The following is a 24,851-nucleotide window of genomic DNA, read 5'->3' on the forward strand; positions in this document are numbered from 1 at the left end:
ATCAGATATAGGGAAATTAGTGTAATAATTATGGAAAGAAAAGCAGAGCAGGAACAGCCTTTTGAGCCGGTAAAATTCCAGGACAACGGACATGTGAAGGTTTTTATCAATTCAATAACAGATGATTTTGCAGCCCACTGGCATATTCCCCTGGAGGTACTCATGCCTCTGGAAAATGAATATACCGTGGAGTGTGGCAATATCCGCCGGACAGTCGGAGAGGGGGAGGTGGCGCTGATTGCCCCGGGGGCAGTGCATGCCCTGGAGGCGCCTCCAAGAGGAAAGCGGATGTTTATCCAGGCGGATATTTCCTGTTTCCCTCAGATCCGGGAGCTTGATATCCTCTTCTCGGTTCTGCCACCGCTTACTGTGATCGGAAGAGAAGCGCCGGAAGTGATGTGGAAAGAAGCTGCCGGGACGATGGAACAGATCCGGGCAGACTATTTCGGGGAAGAGCCATTTTCGGAAATCGCAGTTTATGCGGGGCTCTTCCGGCTGCTCTCTCTGGCAGGGAGGATCTTTGCCGCGTCCCGGGAAGAAAAGGCGGTGACCGGGAAGAACGGTGAGGGCAGGTGTCGGACGGAAAGGGACAATGCAAACAGGGAAAGGATTACAGCGGTATGCGAATATATACGGGAGCACTGCACGGAACAGATCACTCTGGAACAGACCGCGAAAACAGCGGGATTCAGCAAATATCACTTTGCCCATCTGTTTCGGGATTTTACAGGCGTGACCTTCTATAAATATCTCAACCGGCAGAGAATCATGTGTGCCCAGCGTCTTCTCGCCGACCCGGAACGCACGGTGGCGGAGACGGCGATGCTCTGCGGGTATGAGTCTCTTTCGGCGTTTAACAGAATGTTTAAGCAGATGAGAGGATGTACGCCAAGTCAGTTCAGAAAAATACATAATTCTCCTTTTTAATTCCGGCATCCTGTACGGCAGTATATGACCCTGAACAAAGCGTTGTGAAAGTGCTGCGGAAGTGTTGTGAAAGCAGTTACAAAAAGGTTCAACAGTACAGTTTTTTTGCTTTGGATGATTTGAATACGAAAAGACAAAAAAACAGCGGTTTGTTTGTCAACATATACATAAACAACGTATTATTGCCGGTGGCGGGTTGTTAAAATACTTACATGAGGTGACACGGATGAACAAAAATCACTCATTAAGAAAAAAGGAGGACAAAGGTATGAAGAAAAAGAAAATTTTAGCTTTGTTGATGGCGGCAGCCATGGTTGTGGGTCTGGCAGCATGCTCCAGCGGCGGAGATGCAGACAAAGGTTCTGACAATGCGCAGACAACAGAAGACAACGGCGAGCAGAAGACACTGCGTATGGCGTGGTGGGGCTCCCAGACAAGACATGACATCACAATGCAGGCGATTGAGCTCTACGAGAAAGAGCATCCGGATATCAACATCGAATATGAATACTACTCATTCGATGACTACTTCACAAAACTGAAAACACTGGTTGCTTCCGATCAGGTATGGGATATCTTCCAGCTTGGAGGAAACTTCCCGGAATACATGGACAAGATCCATTTCCTGAATGAGTATGTGGATTCCGGAATTGTCGATACTTCCGATATCTCCGACGCATATCTGAAGACAACAGAGGATACCGAAGGAAATCTGATTGGACTTTCCCTTGGTGTAAACGCTTACGGAATCGCGTACGATCCGGCGATCTTCGAGGAGGCAGGAGCGGAGCTTCCGAAGGACGGCTGGACATGGGATGACTACTATGAAGCAGCGACAAAGATCCATGATGAACTGGGAATCTTCGGATGCTCTTCTTTCGGATCATCTGAGTTTATTGCAGGATGTTCTACATACATCGCACAGTATGGCGAGCATGCAGGAGACTATAACTTCTTCAACATCGACCTGACAGGTATGGGATTCGACGACCCGCAGATGCTGACACCGTACATCCAGATGAGAGCAGACATGATCGAGGAAGGCTCCTATCCGGATTCCGGAGCTGCGGCAGAGATCACAAACATCGAGAACGACTTCCTTGTAACAGGCGAGGCAGGTATGACATGGGTAGCTGTCAACCAGTTCCCGACCATCTATGATGTATGCGCGGCAGACGGACGTGAGCTTGCACTGGCTCCGCTTCCGAGAATCAAGTCAGACGGTCCGACAGGTATCGTAACACAGTCTTCCCAGATGCTCTGTGTATCAGAGGACAGCGAGTACAAAGAAGATGCTGCAGAGTTTATCAACTGGTTTGTAAACTCTACAGAGTGTAACGATATACTTCAGGGAGAAAGAGGTATCCCGATTCCGGATTCCGTAAGAGAGTCTCTGTCTTCAAACGCGACAGACGGACAGAAGATCATGTATGACTACATGGATCTGATCAGCACATATGAAGTACCGGAGGAATTCAACGTATTAAGCCCGGCAGGACAGGATCAGGTTGTAGACAACTACAGAAACTACATCGACCAGGTTGTGTTCGGTGAGATCACTGCGGAAGAAGCCGCTGACAAGACTTATGCGGATGCAGAGGCACTTTTCAAGTAAAGATAAGAACCGTTCAGTGATGAATGCTGCGGCGGATTTTATGAAACTGTAACTTAAGGTGTGGCGTTCATAATCAGAACAGAGTGTGGACGCCACACTCACATTGTAAAGGAGGAACTTTGAAATGGGTAAAGCAGCAGGCACCGGTAAGTTCCGAAAATTTTTATACCACGATACGACAGTGGGATACATCTTCGCCCTGCCGTTTATTTTCGGATTTATCTGCTTCTCTCTGATTCCGATGGCGACTTCTCTGTATTATTCATTTACCGATTACGGAATGGCTGTAAAAGTACCGGAGTTTATCGGTCTGGATAACTTTAAACAGCTTTTGACGGACGAAGTTTTCCATAAATCACTGCTTGTAACAATTAAGTATGTAATTATTTCCGTACCGTTAAAACTTGCATTCGCGCTGCTTGTCGCTTTTGTGCTTACAAGAAAGAGCAAGATGGTGACGCTGTACAGATCTCTGTACTATGTACCGTCTCTGGTCGGCGGAAGCGTTGCGGTAGCACTGGTGTGGAAACAGCTTTTCGCAAGAAGAGGTCTGTTTAATGAAGTTATGACATCCATGGGACTGGACAGAATCAACTGGTTCGGAGATCAGGCGCTTGCGCTGTATCCCCTGATTCTGATGGCGGTATGGCAGTTCGGATCATCAATGATTATTTTCGCGGCAGGTTTAAAAGAGATACCGACAACATATTATGAGGCGGCAAAGATCGACGGAGCCAACGGTTTCCAGTCCTTCTTCAAGATTACGCTGCCCTGTCTGTCTCCGATCATCCTGTATAACCTTGTCATGCAGACCATTCAGGCGTTCATGACATTTACACAGGCATTCATCATCACCGGAGGCGGACCGAACAACAGCACCATGCTCTATGCGCTGAATGTCTACAACCAGGCGTTCCAGTATGATCATATGGGATATGCCTGCGCAATGTCATGGGTAATGCTCGTTGTGATGGCTGTCGTTACTCTGGTAATCTTTAAGACATCCAAGATGTGGGTGTTCAGTGAAGCAGATTCATAGGAAACGGGGAGGGAAAGCTATGAGAAGAAAAGCACAGGCAAAGAAAGCTGCCTATCATGTTTTTGTTATCCTCTTCGGTTTCGTGATGATCTACCCGGTACTCTGGATGATCAGCGGATCCTTCAAGGACAATGCAGAGATATTAAGAGGAAGCTTAAGTCTGATTCCGGAAACGCTGAAGCTCAGCAACTATTCAACAGGATGGAGCGGATTCGCAGGCACGACCTTCGCTACGTTCTTCCGGAATTCTATTGTGATTACGGTAGTTGCCACATTCGGATGCGTGATCAGTTCCGCGCTGGTGGCCTACTCATTTTCAAGAATCAAATACCGCGGAAGAGGTATCTGGTTCGCATGCATGCTGGCGACAATGATGCTCCCAAGCCAGGTTATCATGATCCCGCAGTTCCTGCTGTGGTATGACCTGCACCTGGTACCGGGACCGATCCCGCTGATTCTCCCGTATTACTGCGGCCAGGCATTCTTCATCTATCAGATGATGCAGTTCATGGCGGGTATTCCGAGAGACCTGGACGAGGCGGCGACCATCGATGGCTGCAGCAAATATACCGTATTTACAAGAGTTCTTCTGCCGCTGATGAAACCGTCCATCGTGACCACGGTTATCATCCAGTTCTATTGGAAGTGGGACGACTATATGGGACCGCTGCTTTACTTAAGCACGCCGAATTCCTATACGGTATCCCTGGCAATCAAGAACTTCGCGGATGCAGCATCCACGACAGACTACGGCGCAATGTTCGCCATGTCAACACTGTCCATGATTCCGGTGTTCCTGATCTTCCTCTTCTTCAACAAATATCTGGTTGAGGGAATCAGCACCAGCGGACTGAAAGGATAAAAAATAAATGAAAAGGGGTGTGTTACACCCCTTTTTTGCTAATGGAGGGAAATTCAGAGATGATACAGAATCCGGTACTTCGCGGTTTCTGCCCGGATCCAAGCATTATCCGGGCAGGGGAAGACTATTATATTGCAGTGTCCACGTTCGAGTGGTTCCCCGGTGTGAAGATCTTTCATTCCAGGGATCTGAAGAACTGGGAACAGGTCGGGGCGGCGCTTACGAGAACCTCCCAGATCGATATGAAGGGAGATCCCACCTCGGGCGGCGTGTGGGCGCCCTGCCTGACTTACGACGGCTCCAGGTTTTATCTGCTGTTTACGGATGTAAAGACAAAAAAAGGACGTTTCTACAATACGCACAACTACCTGATCTGGACAGATGATATTCGGGGAGAGTGGTCGGAACCGGTCTACCTGAACAGCATCGGGTTTGATCCGTCTTTGTTCCACGATACCGATGGAAGAAAATATCTGATCAATATGGTCAACGGCTTCAAGGGAATTCTGGTTCAGGAACTTGATCCCAGGACCTGGCAACTCATCGGGGAGAGAAAGAAAGTGTATTCCGGTTCCGGAATCGGCTGTACGGAAGGACCCCATATGTACCATATCGGTGACTGGTACTATCTGCTCACGGCAGAAGGAGGGACCGGATACAGCCATTGTGTCAGCATGGCTCGGGCAAAAAGTGTCTGGGGACCGTTTGAGACGGATCCGGAGAATCCTTTCCTTACATCTGATACAGAAGATCCGGAAGAACTGCAGAAATGCGGGCATGGAGATCTGGTGCAGACACAGGCCGGGGAGTGGTATATCGCCCATCTGTGTGCCAGGGCGCAGCAGAAGCAGAGCCTGCTTGGAAGAGAGACTGCTCTCCAGAAAATCGTGCTCACGGACGACGGCTGGTTCCGTCTTAAATCCGGGGGACGTTTCGGGCAGAGACAGACTGAAGAGCCAGAGGGAGTTTGTTCCGAAGCAGGGAATGCAGGCGCTTCGATAATGGAGGGAGCTGCCCTGATAAGAGATGATTTTGACACGGGAAAAGCATGGAATCACTGGCAGAACGGCTATGTCTCCCCGAGAATTCCGCTTGGGGAATATGCGGATCTTACGGCGAGAAAAGGATATCTGCGGCTGACCGGGCAGGAGTCCATGAATTCTCTTCACAGGGTTACTCTGGCGGCAAGGCGGCAGCAGGAGCTCCACGTACAGGCAATGACGAAGATGGATTTCCATCCCACCTGTGAACAGCAGCTTGCAGGGCTTGCCTATATGTATGATGCCATGAACTTCTATATTGCCGGAAAGACGACGGACGAGGAAGGCAGCCCGGTGCTGGTGCTTCTGAAAAGTGATGCCGGAGTGATCACAGATGAGATCGAACCGGTGCGCCCGGAGACGGACGGAGAGATTATTTTTCGGGCCCGGACCAGCGAGGACGGAATGAAAGTAGAATTTGCATATTCCGGGGATAACGGTGTAAACTGGCATGTGATGAAAGAGGAATGTACGACAGAGATCCTGACAGATGAACACTGCCGGGGATTCACCGGAGCCCATTTCGGCATGTATGTACACGATATGGCGGGACTGTCGGCATATGCGGATTTTGATTTCTTTGCCATAGAGAATCTTGCATGAAGAAAACCTTACCGGACAGGAATCTGATTAAAAAACTGACCGGAGCACAATCAATTACGAGGGAGAATAAGAATGGGAAATGTGAAATTTACAAGCAGCGATCCTCTGGAGAGCAGGCTGTTTCAGAAAGCGGAAGAAAAATCCAGGCTGAATCTGAAAGATTTTGCGGGGAGAAAGGTCCTTATCGAGGGCGGCGGATATGAGAAGATCTGGCTGGAAACACAGCCCATGGGCGGAGAGATGTACGCCATGAGGGATATGGAGGCGGCGCTGAACAATCAGCTCCTCTTTATGGAATGCCGTAGGGAGGACGGAAGAATCCCGGGAAGCATTGCCATGATTGACGGGAAGATTACGCCTCAGTTCAATAAATTCCAGGGCTTCTGTTTCCCGGACCCCGCCCTGAACATGTACTATCTGGCAGAGCAGGGCAATGACTATCTGGATCAGCTCTATGAGACACTGCGGGGGTTCGACGAGTATCTCTGGAAAGTGCGGGATTCCGACGGGGACGGATGTCTGGAGACATGGTGCAAATATGACACCGGGGAAGACCACGCCATGCGGTATATGGACGCGCCGGACGGATGGGAAGAGGAAGTTCCGCCGGAAGGATGCGAGGCAGTGCCGATCGCATCCATGGATATTATGAGTTACTCCTATGCCTGCCGTACTGTGATGGGCGAGATCAGCCGGATCCGGGGCAGGGAAGAGGAAGCCGGAAAGTGTGCGAAGCGGGCGGATAAGGTGCTGGACAAGATGAAGTCCTACCTCTGGGATGAGGCGAAGGGAGCTTACTATGACCGCGACAGAAATCACAACGTAATGCCTGTGCTGACTCACAATAACCTGCGCTGCATGTACTGGGGCAGCATCACGCAGGAGATGGCGGATCGCTTTGTGAAAGAGCATCTCCTGAATCCGGATGAGTTCTGGACGAAGATGCCGCTGCCGTCTGTGGCGGTAAATGATCCTCTTTTCCGGAACGTGACCACCAACAACTGGAGCGGTCAGGCGGAAGCACTCACCTATCAGAGAGCCATCCGGGCTCTGGAAAAATACGGGTATTTCACCCTGATCCCGGTTCTCGGAAGAAAGCTTTTTGAAGCCATCGGAGAAAAATGTGTGTTCGTACAGCAGTACGATCCGTTTACAGGTGTTCCGTCAGCAGTTTCCCTGGAGGGTGAGCAGGACGCCTACGGGCCTGCCATGCTCTCCGTACTGGAATATATATCGAGAATGCACGGCATCCATGTGGAGAGAAAGGAAATCTTCTGGGGCAGCTTCGGTGAGGCGCAGACCGAGTTCGAGCAGAGCTGGCGTGGAAATACCTACCGTATTGTGAGCAGCGGGAAGAAGGCGGAGGCCTTTCTCAACGGGACAAAGATCTTTGAAGCGCCTGCGGGGAGCCGGATCATAACCGATTACAGCGGAAGAGTGCTGCGGGCGGAAAAATATGATGAGAAGGCAGATGCCAGAGAAGTACGATCCTTCTGAATCAACCGTAAAACAAGACAGAGAGGAGCAGATTATGGAATTTTTATATCCGGACTGGAAAAAGAAAGCGCTGACATTCAGCTATGACGATGGGCAGATCTATGACCGCAGACTGGTTGAGATCTTTAATAAATATGGCCTGAAAGGGACATTTCATCTGAATTCCGGTACAGTCGGAAAGCCGGAGTTTGTGGAACCGGGGGAACTTTGCAGTCTGTATGAAGGGCAGGAGATCGCCTGTCACGGCGTGGAGCACAGGCATGTGCTTCAGCTCTGCTCTTCCCAACAGCTTCGGGAAGTGTGGGAAGACCGGGCTGCTCTGGAGAAGATGACAGGGAGGATGATCCGCGGGATGTCCTATGCGTTCGGGGAATACTCGGAAGATTTTATCCGGACAGCAGAGGCGGCGGGCATCCGCTACAGCAGGACGGTGCGTTCCACCCACAGTTTTGCCCTCCCTGCTGATTTCATGCAGTGGCATCCCACTATGCACCACAACGAGGGCATCCTGGAAAAGCTGGAGAAATTCCGCAGCATTCCCGGATATGAAAAGATGCCGCTTTTCTATGTCTGGGGACACAGTTTTGAGTTTGAGAGGGAGAACACATGGGAACTGATCGAGACCTTTGCCCGGGAGGCTTCCGGTGATCCGGATACCTGGTATGCGTCAAACGGGGAGATCTGTGAATATGTGACAGCACTGAGAAATGTGGAGATGAGCGCCGGGCTTGACAGAATGTATAATCCATCGGCTCTGCCCATCTACTATACGGCTTCCGGAAAAAACTATGTATGCCGGCCCGGAGAAGAACGCAGGACGGAGGAGTAAAAATGGGCAGATTTTTTAATGTAGATAATCCCGTGTGGAGATTCATCGGAAACCTGGCGGACGTCTTTATCGTCTCGGTCCTCTGGATCGTGTGCAGCCTGCCGGTTGTCACGATCGGCGCGTCCACGACAGCCATGTATTATGTGACGCTGAAACTGGCTTCCAACCAGGAAGGCTATACGGTCCGCTCGTTTTTCAAGTCTTTCCGGCAGAATTTCAAACAGGCGACCGTGATCTGGATCGGAACGGCTGCCGTAGGAGTTGTGCTTTACCTTGATGTAATGTGGTGCCTGACCAGCGGGACCTCTCTGGGACGGTCGGTAATCATAGCGGCGCTGATCATGTGCGTGATCTATCTTCTGTTCCTGACGATGGTCTTTCCGCTTCTTGCACGCTGTGAAAATACAGTCAGCGCCCTTGTAAAAATGGCGTTTGCCCTGTGCATCCGGAATGCGGTGCTGCTGTTCTCTGCAGTCGTGATTACGGCAGTGATCTTCTATGTGGCGTTGTTCCATGTGTGGATTCTTGCCATCATTGCACCGGGGCTGTCTGCATTTTTGAACTCATACATTATCAACAGAATTTTTGAGAAATATCATCTGAATCTGCAAAGCTGACATCGGACGGTTACGACAGGAAGAATTACGGAGGATTCTTATGTATAATACAAATCGGGACAGGGGTATTTATATTGAGAGACAGGCGCGGGAACTGGGATTTTCCATGGACTATGAGCACTCGCACAATTATTATGAGATTTATTATCTTCTGAAAGGAAAGGTACTTTACTCAGTCAACAACTTTGTATACCAGCTTATGCCGGGGGATGTGTTTATTGTGCTGCCCAATGAGAAGCATTACACACATTATGACGGCAACAGTGAATGCGAACGCATCAACGTCTATTGTTCCCGGAAATCGGTGCCTACCGATATGTTCGGAGGAATACCGTGTATTCTGGATACCATGATGCATTCCGGCAAGATTATCCTGCCGAAAAAGACCCAGGTCGATATGTCACAGCTGCTGATGACAATGCTGAGGGAGAATAATCATCCCGACCAGTTTTCCAGTGCGTTTCTGACCCTGAAACTGGCAGAACTTCTCCTCCTGATTCAGAGAAACGGTCAGCTGGTAAATTCTACAACACAGGAAGGACGGGACAATACCATCGACAAAGTACTGAAATATATAGAGACTAATTTCAACCAGCCTATCACGCTGGAGGATATTGCCGAGATCGCAAACCTGAGTCCGGCTTATTTCAGCCGGAAATTCAAGAAGGAGACCGGCATCACATTTAAGGATTATCTGAACTTCATCCGCAATAAGAGAGCCTGCCAGGCTCTCATTACCACGGATGATTCGGTTACAAAGATCGCTGCGGACTGCGGGTTCAGCAGCAGCAACTACTTTAAGGATATTTTCCGCAAGATGAACGGCGTGTCCCCCCGGGAGTACCGGAAGAGGATGGCGGAGAATTCATCCGTTAAGCGGAGGTGAAGCGGGGATATGTTCAGAAAAGTATACATGTGAAAATGTGCCGCAGTACTTGTGTTTACGCGCATTTCATGGTAAATTAGAAATAGTTCATCCTCTACACCTCAATGAATCCGTATACGGATTACAGGAGGTTTATTTATGTTATACAATGTTCTTGACTTTGGCGCCTGCGGCGACGGCAGTACGAACGACGGGGCTGCGATTCAGAAAGCAGTCGATGCCTGCCATGCAGACGGAGGCGGCAGAGTGTACCTTCCGGGCGGAAAGACGTATGTCTCCGGCTCGGTAATTCTCAAATCCCATGTAGAACTTTATCTGGAATCCGGGGCTGTACTCCGGGGGAGTGCAGATCTGAAAGACTACGCCAGCCTGTCCGAAGCGAAGATCGACACGTCGGTGAAGGTTCCCACGTATGAAAACTGTGAATATGCGGGAGAACCCCTGCAGTTTTTCATTTTCGCAAAGGACGGAACGGATATCTCCATTACGGGTCCCGGGACGATTGACGGCATGGAAGAGATCTACTACGGGACAGTTACACCCTGGCATATTGACGGATCATTCTATCCGAGAATCCCGCTTCTGTTTTTTGAAAACATCGAACACCTGACCATCCGGAATGTGACTCTGCAGAGAAGCGCTTTCTGGACAACACACCTTGTGGGGTGCCAGGACGTTCTGATCGACGGCGTGAGGATTCTCAACAATCTGCGGCTGGCAAACTGCGACGGAATCGATCCGGATCACTGTAAGAATGTGAGGATCTCAAACTGTCATATCGAATCCGCAGACGACTGCATTGTATTTAAAAATACAGAAAAAGCAAATGCATACGGGGCATGCGAAAACATCACGGTGACAAACTGCACGCTGATTTCCACCAGCGCAGCAATAAAGTTCGGCACCGAGAGCGAGAATGTGTTCCGCAATATCATCGTCTCAAACTGCAATATCAGCCGGTCAAACCGGGGAATTTCCCTGCAGCTGCGGGATAAGGGAAGGATTGAGAATGTCATTTTCTGCAATCTGAATATTGTCACAAGAATGTTTTCCAAGCAGCACTGGTGGGGAGCGGCGGAACCCATCGCCATCACGGCTGTAAAGAGAAAAGAAGATTCGCAGGTGGGAACCATACAGAACATCCGCTTCCAGAATATCAACTGTGATTCTGAAAACGGAATCCTGATCTACGGTGATGAGAGCAGAAATATTTCAGACGTTGTCTTTGAAAATGTCTTCCTGAAAATCAGGAAAAAGACAGACTGGCCCAAGGAGGGACACGACCTGAGACCCTGGCCCGGAGAAGCGGTTGCGGCGGGAAAACTTGCCGGCTATTACTGCAGAAATGCGGAAAAGATCCGGATCCGCGGGGGACAGGTGGATGTGTCGCCGGAGATGGCGCCCCATGTGCCGGAGAAATACGACATCGCCGACTGCGGAAGAATGGATATTTCAGAAGACTGAGCATACTGCTAAACGTCCGGAATGCGGTGCTGTTTCCGGTACTTCAGCGGGGAGGTCCCTGTGTGGCTGCGAAAGATTTTTTCAAAGTAGGTGATGCTCTCGTAGCCCACGGCCTCGGCAATCAGAGTTACACTCAGATCACTTTCAATCAGGAGTCTTTCCGCCTCCTGGACCCGGCTGACATTAATATATTCATTTACCGTGTAGCCGGTCGCCTGTTTGAAAATCCGGCTCAAATAGCTTTTGCTCATGAAAAAGTGCCTTGCAACGGTGTCAAGAGAAGAGGCCTCTGCAAAGTGGGAAGAAATATAGGAAGCCACCTCGGAGACTTTCTGATGTGTCACTGACGCAGAAAGAGAGCCGGAGATATCAGTGTCTCTATGCCTGCGGTAACGCTGGCAGAAGATGAGCAGGCGTGTAAGTTTGGTGAGGATCATCGCGCGGTATCCGGTGCCCTGCGTGTTCATCTCCGCAGCGATACCGTTGAGCAGGGAGAGAACATACTCCTGATCCGGAGGATTCAGGCAGAAAACACCCTGGTTCTGCCGGAAAAAGGCGGGAAGCGAGAGCTCTCCGGTGACGGCGAGAAAATCGGAAAGGAAATTACCTCCGAGCATGACTGCAATGCGCTCATGGCTTGAGTCGCCGAACTGGACGGTCTTATGGATCTGGTTGCGGTTGATGAGCACAAGGCTTCCTTTTTTTACATGGTAGATCTGATTTTCGATAAAGTAGTAGCGCTCCCCATCTATGAGATAGTAGATCTCGTATTCATCGTGCATGTGCCGGATCGGCATGGTAAACTCATAATCCCGGACGACGCGGCTGATAGCCAGTCCCGGGATTGTCTGGTTATAGATGATTTTTTTCATGCTCCGTTCTCCTTAAAAAGACAAAATAGTTTGAAAAATATCCTGAAAAGGAAAAATTTTATAAGAATATTATACACTTGCTTTTTATAATGTCTATAGAAAGGTTACAGAAAATGTAACGCTGAAAGAATAAGAAGAAAGGAAGAAGCTGCAGTCACGTAAAGACCCGGTACGGTGCGGCGGGCGGCAGTGGGAAGAAAGCTATGAATTACAGAAACGGAAAAGTAACGGACGTGCAGATTGCATATATCGGAGGGGGCTCAAGGGGGTGGGCATGGACCTTTATGACAGATCTCGCCATGGAACCGGATATGAGCGGTACAATTCGGCTGTATGATATTGACAAGGCTGCGGCGGAGGCAAATGAGATTATCGGAAACCGCTTAAGCGCAAGGGAGGACGCTGTGGGAAAATGGGAGTACAAAACGTACGACAGTCTCCAGAGTGTTCTTACAGGAGCTGATTTTGTCGTGATTTCCATTCTGCCGGGGACATTTGACGAGATGGCGGTCGATGTACATACGCCGGAACGCCTGGGCGTGTACCAGTCCGTAGGAGATACGGCGGGACCGGGCGGAATCATCCGTGCGCTGCGCACACTCCCAATGTTTGTGGAGATCGCAGAGGCGGTGCGTGACCATGCGCCGGATGCATGGGTGATCAATTATACGAATCCCATGAGTCTGTGTGTGAAAGTGCTCTATCATGTGTTCCCGCAGATCAAGGCGTTCGGATGCTGTCATGAAGTGTTCGGAACGCAGAAAGTGCTGAAGGGAATTGCGGAGAGAACGCTGGGCATCGAGAATATTGACCGCCGTGATATCCATGTCAATGTTCTTGGAATCAATCATTTTACATGGTTCGACTATGCATCCTACAAGGGATATGATCTGTTCCCCATCTACAGAGAGTACGTGGACAGTCATTTCGAGGAAGGATATGAAGAGAAAGACGAGAACTGGATGAACTCCACATTCGCATGTGCCCACCGGGTGAAATTCGATCTGTTCCGCAGATACGGACTGATCGCGGCGGCAGGCGACCGTCACCTGGCAGAGTTTATGCCGGGAAATGAGTATCTCAACGATCCGGAGACAGTGAAGAGCTGGAAGTTCGGGCTGACCACAGTTGACTGGAGAAAAGAGGATCTGAAGAAACGTCTGGAGAAAAGCCACCGGCTTGTATCCGGCGAGGAGGAAGTAAAACTTGAGCCGACCGGCGAGGAAGGAATCCTGCTGATTAAGGCACTGTGCGGACTCGGCCGCGTGGTGAGCAATGTGAATATCCCGAATACATCCCGTCAGATCGCAAATCTGCCGGAGACAGCGGTTGTTGAGACAAATGCAGTATTTGAACGCGACGCTATCCGTCCGGTAGTGGCAGGCAGTATTCCGGAAAATGTGCGCAGCCTGATCATGCCCCATGTGGAGAATCATGAATATACGCTTCAGGCAGCACTGACCTGCGACCGTGAGCTGGTAGTGAAAGCATTCCTCAACGATCCGCTGATCAAAGGGAAAGGATGCAGTGAGGAAGACGTGAGAAAACTTGTGGACGATATGATCGCAGGAACGGCAAAATATCTTCCGGAGGGATGGAAGAAATAAAGAAGGTGTTTTTTCGGATGATGAAGAAACTGGATGACGAAAAGCGCAGGCAGATGATTCTGGGAGGGGGAATCGGAAAGATACTTATCACACTGGCAGTGCCGACGTTGATGATGAGTCTTGTCCAGTCGCTGATCCCCCTGTCAGACGGCCTTTTTATCAACAATGTGGCGGGAACCCTTGTGGCGAGCGCTGTGACATTCTGCAATCCGGTGATCAGCCTGGCGACCGCGCTGGCAGTTGGCTTAAGCGCGGCCGCCATGGCCGTTATCGGACAGACATTCGGACGAGGGGATTTCAGCGAAGTGCGCCGCGTCAGCACCCAGACAGTTGTGTTTGGGTTTTCGCTTGGGCTGTGCATTATTCCTGTGATGATCGTGCTGGCATTTCCCATCAGCGCCTATGTGACGCCGGAGATCTCGGACAATGTCAGACTTTATATTATGCTTTATGCATTTGTACTGCCGTTCTCCTTTATGGAGAGCATTTACAATGGTATTATGAACGCCACGGGCAGGCCGGAAAAGCCATTCGTGAGAATGGTGATTATGCTGGTGCTCAAAGTGGCGTTTAATGTCGTTTTTATTGTGTGGCTGCGCCTGGGAATTGTGGGCTGCGTGCTGGCTACATTTTCAGCCAATGTGGCGGTCTGCATCTGGATGTTCTATGAACTTTTCCTGGTGAAATCTTCCATGCAGCTTACCCTGAAAGAATTCCGGTTTGACAGGCGCATCATACACCGGCTGGTGAAAATCGGTGTGCCCTCCATGCTGACCCAGATGATTATGAGTCTTGGATTCGTACTGATTAATAATGAGACGCAGAAATACGGAGCCATCGTGCTCAACGGACAGGGAATCGCCAACAGCATTACAAGCGTGTGCTATAATGTTCCATCGGCTTTCGGTTCTGCTGTGACAACGATGGTGAGCATGAACATGGGATCCGGCAATGTGGACAGAGCCAGAAAAAGTACGTTCTGGGGATGCGGATTTGCCGCTGCTGCGGCAGTGGTGATTATTGCGGTGGTCGTTCCCGTCTCCGGTCATCTGACCGTTCTCTTTACAAGGGAACCGGAGGTTCTTGAGATTGCCAACCGGGCGCTGAAACTCTATGCCTATTCCGTGGTAGGATTCGGTATCTGTGCCGCCGTCCAGGGAGCCATGATCGGACTGGGAAGGACGAAAGTGCCGTTGGTTCTGGGCTTCCTGCGGATCTGGCTTCTGCGGTACGTCTTTATTCTGTGTACGGAGAGTTTCCTGGCATACTATTCTGTGTTCTGGGGAAATCTTTTCTCAAACTGTGTTGCAGCCGTGATCTTCCTGATTTTCCTGGCAAAGATGCGGTGGAAGGTGGTAAACTGAGGACGGATGGAGAGATGTGGAGGAAGCGCAGAACTAACTGAATGAAAAAAGAAACAGAAACAGAGTTCTTTGGCAGGCATGCGCAAAGAACTCTGTTTTTCTCTTATATTAAATATGAGTTTTTAAATAAGCTTAATGCAATACTGCGGTCTTGGCGTTTTCAATCTCTTCGTCCGTAGCATCTGTATATTTTTTTATTGTTGAAACCGGAAGGTTATCCTGCATCATTTTTACTATGATTGCCAGTTTTTCCTGCGTGCGTCCGGTCTTTTCACCGTCCTTTACTCCATCCGCATAAATATCCTCTAACGCCTGACACATATCGATCCGCTCCTTTCCCTGTGAAACTTTTACTTCTTTCATGATCTTCTCTGAGTGCAGAAATGACTGCAGCGCATGATAGGTTTCCACATCCACCTGCCCGAAGTAATCCCGGTTTTCCAACATATAACTGCGCAGTTCTTCTTTCTTTCCCCTGTATTGTAACACGCCAAAAATCTGTTGTAAATCGGTGTGGAAACGGTTTATATTTTCCATATTTCCGGCGTCGATGAGATTGATCCGGTAATTTGGCAGATAAGTGCGCAGAAGGTTAAAGATTTCCGCTTCTGTATCTGTCCGGCTGTCGAAGTGGAACATATCATAAAGCTCCACGGCTCCGTCCCATTTCTTCAGATCATAATAGAATACCAGTGTGATAACGGGAAAGATCCGGTCTGTTTTCCGGAAACGGGAGAAATACTCCTTACTGGTCAGGCGGGGATGGGAAGCCTGTCCATCGGCAGGATTTGACCGGCGATATTCGTCTTCTTTCCAGACTGTCCGGATCTGTTCTGTGTATGACAGACCGTCATACAGCATGTTCCGCACCGGCATGGCATAGTGGATCTTATCCTGTGATTCGCATGCAAGTACTGCGAAAAAAGGCCCCTTCTTCCATTGTTTTACGATATCCCGGTAGCGCTGCAGGGCCCTGGAAGTGTTGTCCTTATCAGTGACAATAATGTCCGTTTCCCGGTCGAGCCCGTCCAGATCTTCCGGCAGTATAACCTGTTTTCCTTCGAAAACGGTTCCGTTGAACAGGTCTGCGAAGCGTCTGTTGTCGCTCAGCCAGGTGTTTACCGCTGTGTTTGCTTTGCCCATAGGCATGTCCTCCTTGTGTGTTTCTGAGAGTTTAATAAGTGACAGTTCATCAAAATGTGGTATCTCCGGCAGAAATGCCATGATATCTGTAAAAGAACGCTGATATTTCGGGAGAATGAGGTGTTCCTGCGGGGCAATAGGTGATCGGGGAATGCCCGGAAACAGGAACAACGGTGATTTTGATGTTTTGTTTACAGGAATAATAGAACGCTCTGCGTTTCCTGTCAAGAAGTAAAGGGAAGAAAGTATATTTTTGTAAATATGTGCCAGAACATGGATTCGGAAAAAAGACCAGATATGAGTTTAAACTTTGTTCGCGCTTATTGCTTTACCGCAGAATCATGGTAGAATAGTAGTGTTTAAAAACAGGATTTTGACATTATTCTGACAGAAGGAGGCTTTAAGCAATGCAGTTATCTGCTGATTTAAGAAATCTGTTGAACAGGATCGACCACCGGGGTTATCCTGCCTACAAAGATACAAGGGGAATGTACCAGTTCCCGGGATATGTTCTGTCAATCGACCATGTACAGGGGGATCCGTTTGCATCGCCCTCAAAGGTAAGCGTACATGTGAAAGGAAAGACAGCGGGATTTCCGCAGGAGCTTTATAAAGGAGATCATCAGCGCATCGCGCTTCAGGATGAGCTGACGCGGCAGTTTGGCAGGAGGGCGGAGCAGTTCGCATTCAAGGCAAAAGGTTCCGGGAAAAGCGGGCTGATCTCAGTGAGCCGCTGCGGACAGGAGGTGTTGGAGCGGACTGCCTGCACGATGGATCCGGCGACAGGGGACATTGTCCTGCGCATGGAGATCGGTTTCCCGGCAAACGGACGGACCATCAATGCACGGGAACTGGAGAAGATCCTCTTTGATTTTGTGCCGGAGTGTGTGAAATATTCTCTGATGTACAAAAATATGGATGCTAAGCGCCTGAGGGGGATTATTGATCTTGCGGAGGATCAGCAGTATATCCGGGAGATGCTTCCGAAGATGGGGCTGTGCGCTTTTGTGGCGGACGGCAGCATTCTCCCCAGAGAGTCGGGCGTCTCATCCAGACCGATGAAAGAGGGCGTGAAGTTCCAATCGCCGGAAGAACTGAAAGTGACTATAGAACTTCCGCATAAGGGTGCGGTCACCGGCATGGGAATCCGGAAAGGAATTACTCTTATCGTGGGAGGAGGCTATCACGGAAAATCCACCCTGCTGAAAGCACTGGAACTGGGAGTGTATAACCATATTGCAGGGGACGGGAGAGAATATGTGATCACGGACGATACTGCCATGAAGATCCGCGCTGAGGACGGAAGAAGCATTCAGAGAACGGATATCTCCATGTTTATCAACGATCTTCCGAACGGTAAAGACACTGTGCACTTCAGCACGGAAGACGCCAGCGGCAGTACATCCCAGGCGGCAAACGTGGTGGAGAGCATCGAAGCGGGAACGTCCCTTCTCCTGATCGACGAGGATACGAGTGCAACCAACTTCATGATCCGGGATGAGCTGATGCAGAGAGTGATTCATCGGGATATGGAACCGATTACGCCGTTTATTGAGAGAATCCGGGAACTTTACGACAGATATGGAATTTCCACAGTGATCGTAGCCGGAAGTTCGGGCGCGTATTTCCACATCGCGGATACGATTATACAGATGGACCGCTATGTGCCGAAAGACATTACAGAGTACGCGAAAAAAGAAGCGGAAAGTTTCCCCATGATCAGTGTTCCGGAACAGGACGGCGTTACTCCGGATTTCGGCAGATGTCCCCGGCCGAACCAGGCGTTTAAGGGAAATGACCGTATCAAAATGAAAACTATGGGGCGTGAGGCGGTTATGATTAATAAAGAAACGATCGACCTGCGTTATGTAGAGCAGATCACGGACAGCGAGCAGGTAACTGCCCTGGGATACTGCATGCGGTATGCGCAGAAGCACATCATGGATGGGAGAAAGAATCTGCGCCAGATTGTGGATGAACTGGAAAATGTAATCCGTAAAGGCTCGCTTGCCGCACTCTGCGAGAGCAGCTCCAGCATTTCCTGCATGGCAATGCCGCGGAGGCAGGAGATTTTCGCATGTTTTAACCGTTACCGGGGAAACATGGGAATGAGATAGAGTGCAGCGATTCCCAAGTACAGCGATTCCCGGTTGCGCTTCCCGCCGATTGCCGATATAATAGAGTCAGCAGGATATTAACCGCTATAATGGATCACGTAAGAGGAAAAATAAGAGGAGAAAGAACCGTGTCTGAAGAAAAAAGAACCGAGAATAATGGCAATTTAAATAATGAGAATGAAAATAACGCTATGAGCCATGCTGACAACGGCGCAGGCAACATGAAAAACGAGCAGCCGGTGACTCCGGCGGACTACACCGGCCCGGGCTATGAGGAGGCGGAAACAGCGTTCTCTGCGGCAGCGGAACAGCCCGCAGACAGCCGCAGCGTCGGAGACGGCGTGACACCGGAAGAACCAGAAAAAGCACCAGAGCCGGAAAAATCCCGGGGAAGATTCTTCCGCTCCAGAAGAGAAGAAAGAGAATTCTCCCGGGAAGAGTGGATTCTCACCCACATCGGCGATGAGAATCTGATGGAATACCTGGAACTGGAGCAAAAGCGCGAGGAGTTAATGCAGAAGACAAAAGAAGCCCGCCAGAAGCGGATTCTCTCTGCATTTCAGCTGGCGGTATCCCTTGCGGCGGTTGTGGGAATTATCTGGCTGCTGCGGGATAATCCGACGGTGATGGTAAATATTCTCTATATCATCGGGATTGTGGGTGCGCTCTGGATCTGGAAAAATCCAAAATCAAAGTAAAAAGGAGCCTTTATTACAGGTTATTCCCATGTATGGCGGATATGCCGGATGGGCAATATAGATGTTAATATCAGAACTGGGGGGACAGCCTGAGCGGGCTGTCCTCAGCATTTTGAAAAAGACGGGAGACGAAACGGAATGACGGAAAACAGTCCGGAATTTTCGGAGAACAGGATAAGGATGTGGAAATTATGAAGAGATATCTCAGGGCAGCAGCGGCATTATTGTTTGTCTTCATAATAACAGTGTCGGCACTGCTGACAACTCCGTACGGCCTGACAGGAGACGGCGAAGGATCTGCAGGAGCGGGAACATATGGAGAGAACGGTGCAGGGACGGCAGATGCATCCGCCCCGGTACGTGCGGAACAGGAGGAAACAGAAGACGGTTTTCTGGATCGGAGACTGTACTGCACAGTTCTGGGGGACAGCATTGCAAAGGGATACTCCGACGACAAGTCCGTTCAGATCGCATGTTACGGAGAGCTTGCGGCCCGGGAGATCGCGGCGGAAAAGCAGGAGCCTTTTACGGTCAGGAATTATGCCAGAAACGGTCTTGCCTCTAAAGGTATGAATGAAAAAATCCTGACTCAGAGGCAGGTGCTTATGGACCTGGAAAAATCGAATCTGATTCTCATCACCATAGGGTCAAATGATCTGCTCAACGAATGTAAGCGGGCAGTTCAGGAGATCCTGAAAACGGATGCAAAGTTCAGGAGCGCAGATGAGGCGCTGAGTGTCCTGGAGGATGCGGTGAAGTCAAATCCGCTTCTCATTATCCGAATTATTGACGCCATAAGCAACTGGGATTACCAGTCTTTTGAAGTGCAGTGGATGCAGATGATGGAGACGGTGAATTCCGTGAGGAGGGATACGACGCAGGTGATCGTTACGGATATCTATAATCCGGTAGTGAATATGAAGCTTCCGTCTACGATGAATCAGGTGGTGGAAGATATTATAGGAAATATGAATTCGGTTATTGAAAAACATGCGGGAACCTACGGCTATTCCGTGGTCCGGGTCTCGGAATCAACGATTTGCGCCCATGTACAGTCGGACGGTCTCCATCCGGATCAGATGGGACAGCAGATTATCGCGGAACTGGTGACGGAGCAGTACCGCGCAGAAAGCGAATAAAGGACAAGCACAAAACTCTGTCACATTTGTAACACAGAAACTTCACACAACTCTGATACCCTTTAGTCATATTTGGCGGACCCCTGTGTGATGGAAAGCGCGGACGCAGGGAACCGCCTGGGAAAAATATATCTCAGGGAGGGTTAAGACCTTGATAGAAGTAAGGAATTTGGTGAAGAAATACGGGAATCATCTGGCCGTAGACCACCTGAACTTCAAGATTGAAGCCGGGCGGATCTATGGCTTTTTAGGTCCCAATGGCGCCGGAAAATCCACCACCATGAATATCATGACCGGATATCTGGGCGCTACGGAAGGGGAGGTGCTCATTGACGGGCACGACATCCTCAGAGAACCGGAGGAGGCAAAAAAACACATCGGGTATCTTCCGGAGATTCCGCCTCTTTATATGGAGATGACAGTACGCGAATACCTGGATTTTGCTGCGGAGCTGAAGAAGATACCGAGGCAGAAACGGGAGGACGCGGTGACGGCTGTGGAAAAGCTGGTGAAGATCAAAGACGTGGAACACAGACTGATCCGGAATCTCTCAAAGGGATACCGGCAGAGAGTCGGGCTTGCCCAGGCGGTACTGGGGTTCCCGGAGATCATTATCCTCGACGAGCCTACCGTGGGTCTGGACCCGAAGCAGATCATCGAGATCCGTGAACTGATACGCAAACTGGCGAAAAATCACACGGTTATCTTAAGTTCCCATATCCTGGCGGAAGTCCGGGAGGTCTGTGATTATATTCTGATTATTTCCAGAGGCAGGCTGGTTGCCAGTGACACGCCGGAAAATCTGGAGAGACTTCTGGGCGAGTCAGAGACCGTTGAGATAGAAGCAAAAGCATCGTCGGCGGAGATACGGGAAATTCTGAAAAATGTACCCGGTATCGAGCAGATTACCATACGGCGGGGAACGGAAGAAACGACATATGCAGATATCCTGCAGAAGAAAGGCGAGGATATCAGAGAACGGGTATTTCTTGCATTTGCCGACAGGAAAATTCCTCTTCTTATGCTGAAGACGACAAGACCAAGCCTTGAGGATGTATTTATGGAACTGACGCAGAAAAACACAGTTCCGGATGCATTTGCAAGAAGACTGATTCAGGAGAGAGAGGAGGACAGAGAGAATGCTGGCAGTTTATAAAAGAGAGCTGAAAGCCTATTTTCAGTCCATGGTCGGATGTGTGTTTATTGCATTCCTGACCGCGTTTACAGGAATTTATTTTATGGCGTACAATCTGATTTCCGGATATCCGTACTTTTCCTATACACTTTCCGGGTCGCTGGTCGTATTCCTTGTGGGAATCCCGCTGATTACCATGCGCAGCTTCTCGGAGGAGCGCAAAAACAGGACGGACCAGCTTCTTCTGACGGCTCCGGTAAGTCTGGGGAAGGTTGTGATGGGAAAATATCTGGCGATGGTGACGGTGATTGCAATTCCGAATCTGATCTTCTGTCTCTATCCGCTGATTATTATGTCCCAGGGAAATGCTTATCCGCTTGTGGACTACACTTCGATTGCAGTGTTCTTCCTGCTGGGGTGTGTTTACGCGGCTATCGGCATGTTCATGTCGGCCCTGACGGAGAGTCAGATCATTGCATTTATCAGTACTTTCGGCATCCTGCTGATTCTGTATCTCTGGGATGGGATCCTCTCCATGATGCCGGACGGAGCTCTGAGCGGCCTGGTCTGTGTACTGGTGATTCTGACGCTGATCGCGGTGTATGTTTACCGGATGACAGACAATCTTGTGATTGCAGGCGGAATTGAAGTCATCGGCATGATTGCGGGGATTGCCGTGTATGCTGCGGATTCTTCCCTGTATGAGAATCTCCCTTCAAATCTGCTGGGAAGGCTGGCACTTGCCAATGTATTTTCGGACATTACCTCCAACAGTATTGTGGATGTAACGGGAATCGTGCTGTATCTGTCGGTGATCGCCGTATTCGTATTCCTTACGGTACAGGCGATTCAGAAGAGACGCTGGAGCTAGGAGGGTGAGAACTGTGGAAAGAATAAAAAAGACAAAACAAAATCTGATCCGGCTTTTTCGCTCAGCCGGAACGCGCAGCGGAGCTTACAGCGTGGGGCTGACCGCGGTTGTCATTGCGATTGTAATCGTATTTAATCTTCTGATCGGCCAGATTCCGGAGGCATACCGGAACATTGACGTCAGCAGCACGAAGATCTATGAGATTTCGGATACCTCAAGAGAGCTCCTTGCCGGTCTGGACAAAGAGGTTGATATGACGGTTCTGGCGGTGCAGGATGAGACGGATGAGAGAATCAGCACATTCCTGAGCAGGTACGCATCTCTTTCCGGCAACATCCACGTGGAATGGGTTGACCCGGTGCTCCATCCTTCGGCACTGACGGATTATGATACATCGGAAAATACGATCGTTATCTCCTGCGATGACACAGGAAAATCAACCACGGTCTCCTTTGACGACATCCTTGTTATGGATCAGTATTCCTACTATTATTATGGAACTACTTCCTACACGGAATTCGACGGGGAAGGACAGCTGACAAGCGCGGTCAACTATGTGACAAGCGATACGGAGCAGATCATTTATCAGACCACCGGACATGGCGAGGGCACGCTTTCCTCAACCATCACGGACCTGATGTCCAAGAACAGCTACACCCTTTCCGATCTCAACCTGCTGATGAGCACTTCTGTTCCGGAGGACTGTGATCTGCTGCTGATGTATGCACCGACCGCTGATCTTACGGAGGAGGAGGTGAATATGCTTTCCGATTATCTGGGCTCGGGCGGAAAGGTGATGATCCTCCTTGGAGACATGGGAATATCCGATCTGCCGAATCTGGGCGGACTTCTGGCTGAGTACGGGATGAACGGCGTGGACGGCTATATGGCGGATCCGACGAGATGTTATCAGGGAAATTATTACTACATCTTCCCGGAACTTTCACTTTCCGGAGATATGGCGACGGGAATCTCTTCGCGGATGGTTCTTCTCGCCTATGCCCATGGAATGACTCTGACAGATCCGGAGCGGGATACGATCACGACCACGGATTTTATGTCCACATCCGCTGACGCCTATGCGGTGACAGAAGAAAGCCAGGAACAGGGTGAATATGTTCTGGGCGCTGTGGCAACGGAGTCGGTGACTTCCGACAGCGGTGATGCAGACAGCGGTGATGCAGACAGCGGTGACGCAGATGAGGGTTCTTCAGACACGTCGGAAGACGCACAGTCAGAAGAGGTGGAGAGCCGCCTTACTGTAATTACGGCAGCGAGCCTGATTGACCAGAACATTACGGATGCTTTCTCGACTCTGGAAAATACTACGGTATTCATGAACGCTGTCACAGAAAACTTTGAGGGCGTGCAGAATCTTTCCATTGAGGCAAAGAGCCTGTCAGTGGAATATAACACCATGCAGCACACAGGGATTTTAAGTTTCCTGGTGGTATTCGGTGTTCCTGCAGTCGTTCTGATCGGAGGATTTATCGTGTGGTTCAGAAGAAGAAAAGCTTAACAGGCAGCATGCGGACCCGGAGAAAGATTCGGGTTCAGAGGCGGAATGCAGATTCATAGATGCAGGTTCAGAGAAAGAGGTGGATCAATGAAGAAAAACAGAGGACTGATGATCGCCCTGGCGGTTCTGGTGGTTCTGCTTGCCGCTTACTTCGGCATGCGGGCCTGGAATACGGCGCAGGAAGAAGAAAAGCAGGCACAGGAAGATGCGGAGAAGGTCTATGTGACTGATACCGATCCGGATGAGATCACAGCCATCAGCTACAATGTGGGCAGCGGGGACATGGCGTTTGAAAAAGACGGGGATACCTGGTATTACACGGCAGATAAGGATTTTCCGCTCAGCCAGAGCTATCCGGAAAATATGGCAGAGACTCTGGGCAGGGTAGAAGCAGACCGGGAGCTGGAAGACGGAGATGAGCTGGCAGATTACGGTCTGGATGACCCGGCGTATACGGTGGAGTACACGGACAGTGAAGGAAATACAACAACACTTTATTTCGGGGATGTGACCGGGGATTACTATTATGTTACGGCAAATGATGACGGCGTTGTCTATACGGTTTCCACAACCGTCATTGAAGATCTGAATTATACGCTGGATGACATGGCGCAGCTTGACGATTATCCGAGCATCGGAAGCGGCAATCTTGTGCGGGAGACGATCACGCAGGACGGTGTGACCACGACCTATGATTCGGAAAATGAGGACCAGTCCGAGGATATCGCGGCGGTGGCAGGCGGACTGGGAGCGGTATCGCTCTCCGATGTGGCCGACTACTCCGTGGCGGATGCGGATCTTAAGACTTACGGACTGGATGAAGCATCGCGCATTACGGTGGAAGCCACATACACCCAGGATGACGAGGAACAGGTGCTTACGCTGTATATCGGAAATGATGACGGCAGCGGCGACCGGTATGTGATGATCAATGATTCAAGGATCGTATACCTGATTTCTGATACAGTCTGCAATAATATTATGAATGTCAGCGATGATGAATGATA

General features: G+C 49.9%; 21 protein-coding genes. 19 read left to right on the forward strand and 2 right to left on the reverse strand.

Going from position 1 to position 24,851, the window contains the following annotated elements; genetic code table 11:
• The first annotated feature begins 30 nt into the window (after positions 1-30).
• The 10 genes from B5F07_RS10125 (at position 31) to B5F07_RS10170 (ending at position 11,379) form a co-directional block, all read left to right on the forward strand.
• On the forward strand, positions 31-927 hold the full coding sequence (locus B5F07_RS10125; protein WP_087161165.1) for a helix-turn-helix transcriptional regulator: 897 nt from the start codon (positions 31-33) through the stop codon (positions 925-927).
• 268 nt (positions 928-1,195) lie between these two features.
• The gene (locus B5F07_RS10130; RefSeq protein WP_087161166.1) at positions 1,196-2,542 is read left to right on the forward strand and encodes an ABC transporter substrate-binding protein; all 1,347 of its coding nucleotides are present in this window, start codon (positions 1,196-1,198) and stop codon (positions 2,540-2,542) included.
• 124 nt (positions 2,543-2,666) lie between these two features.
• Entirely contained in the window at positions 2,667-3,581 is a 915-nt protein-coding gene (locus tag B5F07_RS10135; protein WP_087161167.1) for a carbohydrate ABC transporter permease, read from the forward strand.
• A 19-nt stretch (positions 3,582-3,600) separates the two neighbouring features.
• The gene (locus B5F07_RS10140; RefSeq protein WP_087161168.1) at positions 3,601-4,443 is read left to right on the forward strand and encodes a carbohydrate ABC transporter permease; all 843 of its coding nucleotides are present in this window, start codon (positions 3,601-3,603) and stop codon (positions 4,441-4,443) included.
• A 59-nt stretch (positions 4,444-4,502) separates the two neighbouring features.
• Complete coding sequence (locus tag B5F07_RS10145; protein WP_087161169.1) at positions 4,503-6,086, forward strand: glycoside hydrolase family 43 protein; 1,584 nt, start codon at positions 4,503-4,505, stop codon at positions 6,084-6,086.
• 72 nt (positions 6,087-6,158) lie between these two features.
• A complete protein-coding gene (locus B5F07_RS10150; protein WP_087161170.1) occupies positions 6,159-7,583 on the forward strand; it encodes an MGH1-like glycoside hydrolase domain-containing protein in 1,425 nt (474 codons plus the stop codon).
• Between the two features lie 34 nt (positions 7,584-7,617).
• The gene (locus B5F07_RS10155; protein ID WP_087161217.1) at positions 7,618-8,412 is read left to right on the forward strand and encodes a polysaccharide deacetylase family protein; all 795 of its coding nucleotides are present in this window, start codon (positions 7,618-7,620) and stop codon (positions 8,410-8,412) included.
• Positions 8,413-8,414: 2 nt separating this feature from the next.
• Complete coding sequence (locus B5F07_RS10160; protein ID WP_162613106.1) at positions 8,415-9,029, forward strand: YesL family protein; 615 nt, start codon at positions 8,415-8,417, stop codon at positions 9,027-9,029.
• Between the two features lie 40 nt (positions 9,030-9,069).
• A complete protein-coding gene (locus B5F07_RS10165; protein ID WP_087161172.1) occupies positions 9,070-9,915 on the forward strand; it encodes an AraC family transcriptional regulator in 846 nt (281 codons plus the stop codon).
• A gap of 138 nt (positions 9,916-10,053) precedes the next feature.
• The gene (locus B5F07_RS10170) at positions 10,054-11,379 is read left to right on the forward strand and encodes a glycoside hydrolase family 28 protein (RefSeq protein WP_087161173.1); all 1,326 of its coding nucleotides are present in this window, start codon (positions 10,054-10,056) and stop codon (positions 11,377-11,379) included.
• An 8-nt stretch (positions 11,380-11,387) separates the two neighbouring features.
• On the opposite strand, the gene B5F07_RS10175 is transcribed toward B5F07_RS10170, so the two are convergent.
• Positions 11,388-12,251 (reverse strand): AraC family transcriptional regulator, encoded by an 864-nt coding sequence (locus tag B5F07_RS10175; protein ID WP_087161174.1) that lies wholly within the window; start codon positions 12,249-12,251, stop codon positions 11,388-11,390.
• Positions 12,252-12,454: 203 nt separating this feature from the next.
• Here B5F07_RS10175 and B5F07_RS10180 point away from each other — a divergent pair, with 203 nt between their 5' ends.
• A complete protein-coding gene (locus B5F07_RS10180; protein WP_087161175.1) occupies positions 12,455-13,858 on the forward strand; it encodes an alpha-glucosidase/alpha-galactosidase in 1,404 nt (467 codons plus the stop codon).
• A 17-nt stretch (positions 13,859-13,875) separates the two neighbouring features.
• Complete coding sequence (locus B5F07_RS10185; protein ID WP_087161218.1) at positions 13,876-15,222, forward strand: MATE family efflux transporter; 1,347 nt, start codon at positions 13,876-13,878, stop codon at positions 15,220-15,222.
• A gap of 132 nt (positions 15,223-15,354) precedes the next feature.
• Here B5F07_RS10185 and B5F07_RS10190 read toward each other — a convergent pair whose 3' ends face one another.
• Positions 15,355-16,365 carry a hypothetical protein gene (locus B5F07_RS10190; RefSeq protein ID WP_087161176.1) on the reverse strand — a complete coding sequence of 337 codons (1,011 nt, stop codon included), beginning with the start codon at positions 16,363-16,365 and terminating at the stop codon, positions 15,355-15,357.
• 407 nt (positions 16,366-16,772) lie between these two features.
• On the opposite strand from B5F07_RS10190, the gene B5F07_RS10195 reads away from it, so the two are divergent.
• The 7 genes from B5F07_RS10195 (at position 16,773) to B5F07_RS10225 (ending at position 24,849) form a co-directional block, all read left to right on the forward strand.
• Entirely contained in the window at positions 16,773-18,482 is a 1,710-nt protein-coding gene (locus tag B5F07_RS10195; protein WP_087161177.1) for an ABC-ATPase domain-containing protein, read from the forward strand.
• Positions 18,483-18,610: 128 nt separating this feature from the next.
• On the forward strand, positions 18,611-19,180 hold the full coding sequence (locus B5F07_RS10200) for a hypothetical protein (protein WP_087161178.1): 570 nt from the start codon (positions 18,611-18,613) through the stop codon (positions 19,178-19,180).
• A 191-nt stretch (positions 19,181-19,371) separates the two neighbouring features.
• Complete coding sequence (locus B5F07_RS10205) at positions 19,372-20,319, forward strand: SGNH/GDSL hydrolase family protein (protein ID WP_087161179.1); 948 nt, start codon at positions 19,372-19,374, stop codon at positions 20,317-20,319.
• Between the two features lie 151 nt (positions 20,320-20,470).
• Positions 20,471-21,475, forward strand: a complete 1,005-nt coding sequence (locus B5F07_RS10210; protein WP_087161180.1) for an ABC transporter ATP-binding protein — start codon at positions 20,471-20,473, stop codon at positions 21,473-21,475.
• Positions 21,459-22,325 (forward strand): ABC transporter permease subunit, encoded by an 867-nt coding sequence (locus B5F07_RS10215; RefSeq protein WP_087161181.1) that lies wholly within the window; start codon positions 21,459-21,461, stop codon positions 22,323-22,325. Before B5F07_RS10210 ends, B5F07_RS10215 begins: the two co-directional genes overlap by 17 nt.
• Before the next feature lie 13 nt (positions 22,326-22,338).
• Positions 22,339-23,844 (forward strand): Gldg family protein, encoded by a 1,506-nt coding sequence (locus tag B5F07_RS10220; protein ID WP_087161182.1) that lies wholly within the window; start codon positions 22,339-22,341, stop codon positions 23,842-23,844.
• 87 nt (positions 23,845-23,931) lie between these two features.
• The gene (locus B5F07_RS10225; RefSeq protein ID WP_087161183.1) at positions 23,932-24,849 is read left to right on the forward strand and encodes a DUF4340 domain-containing protein; all 918 of its coding nucleotides are present in this window, start codon (positions 23,932-23,934) and stop codon (positions 24,847-24,849) included.
• Positions 24,850-24,851: the final 2 nt, after the last annotated feature.

Origin of the sequence: Lachnoclostridium sp. An169, assembly GCF_002160525.1 — a bacterium.
In the GTDB taxonomy this organism is placed as follows: Bacteria; Bacillota; Clostridia; order Lachnospirales; family Lachnospiraceae; genus Mediterraneibacter; species Mediterraneibacter cottocaccae.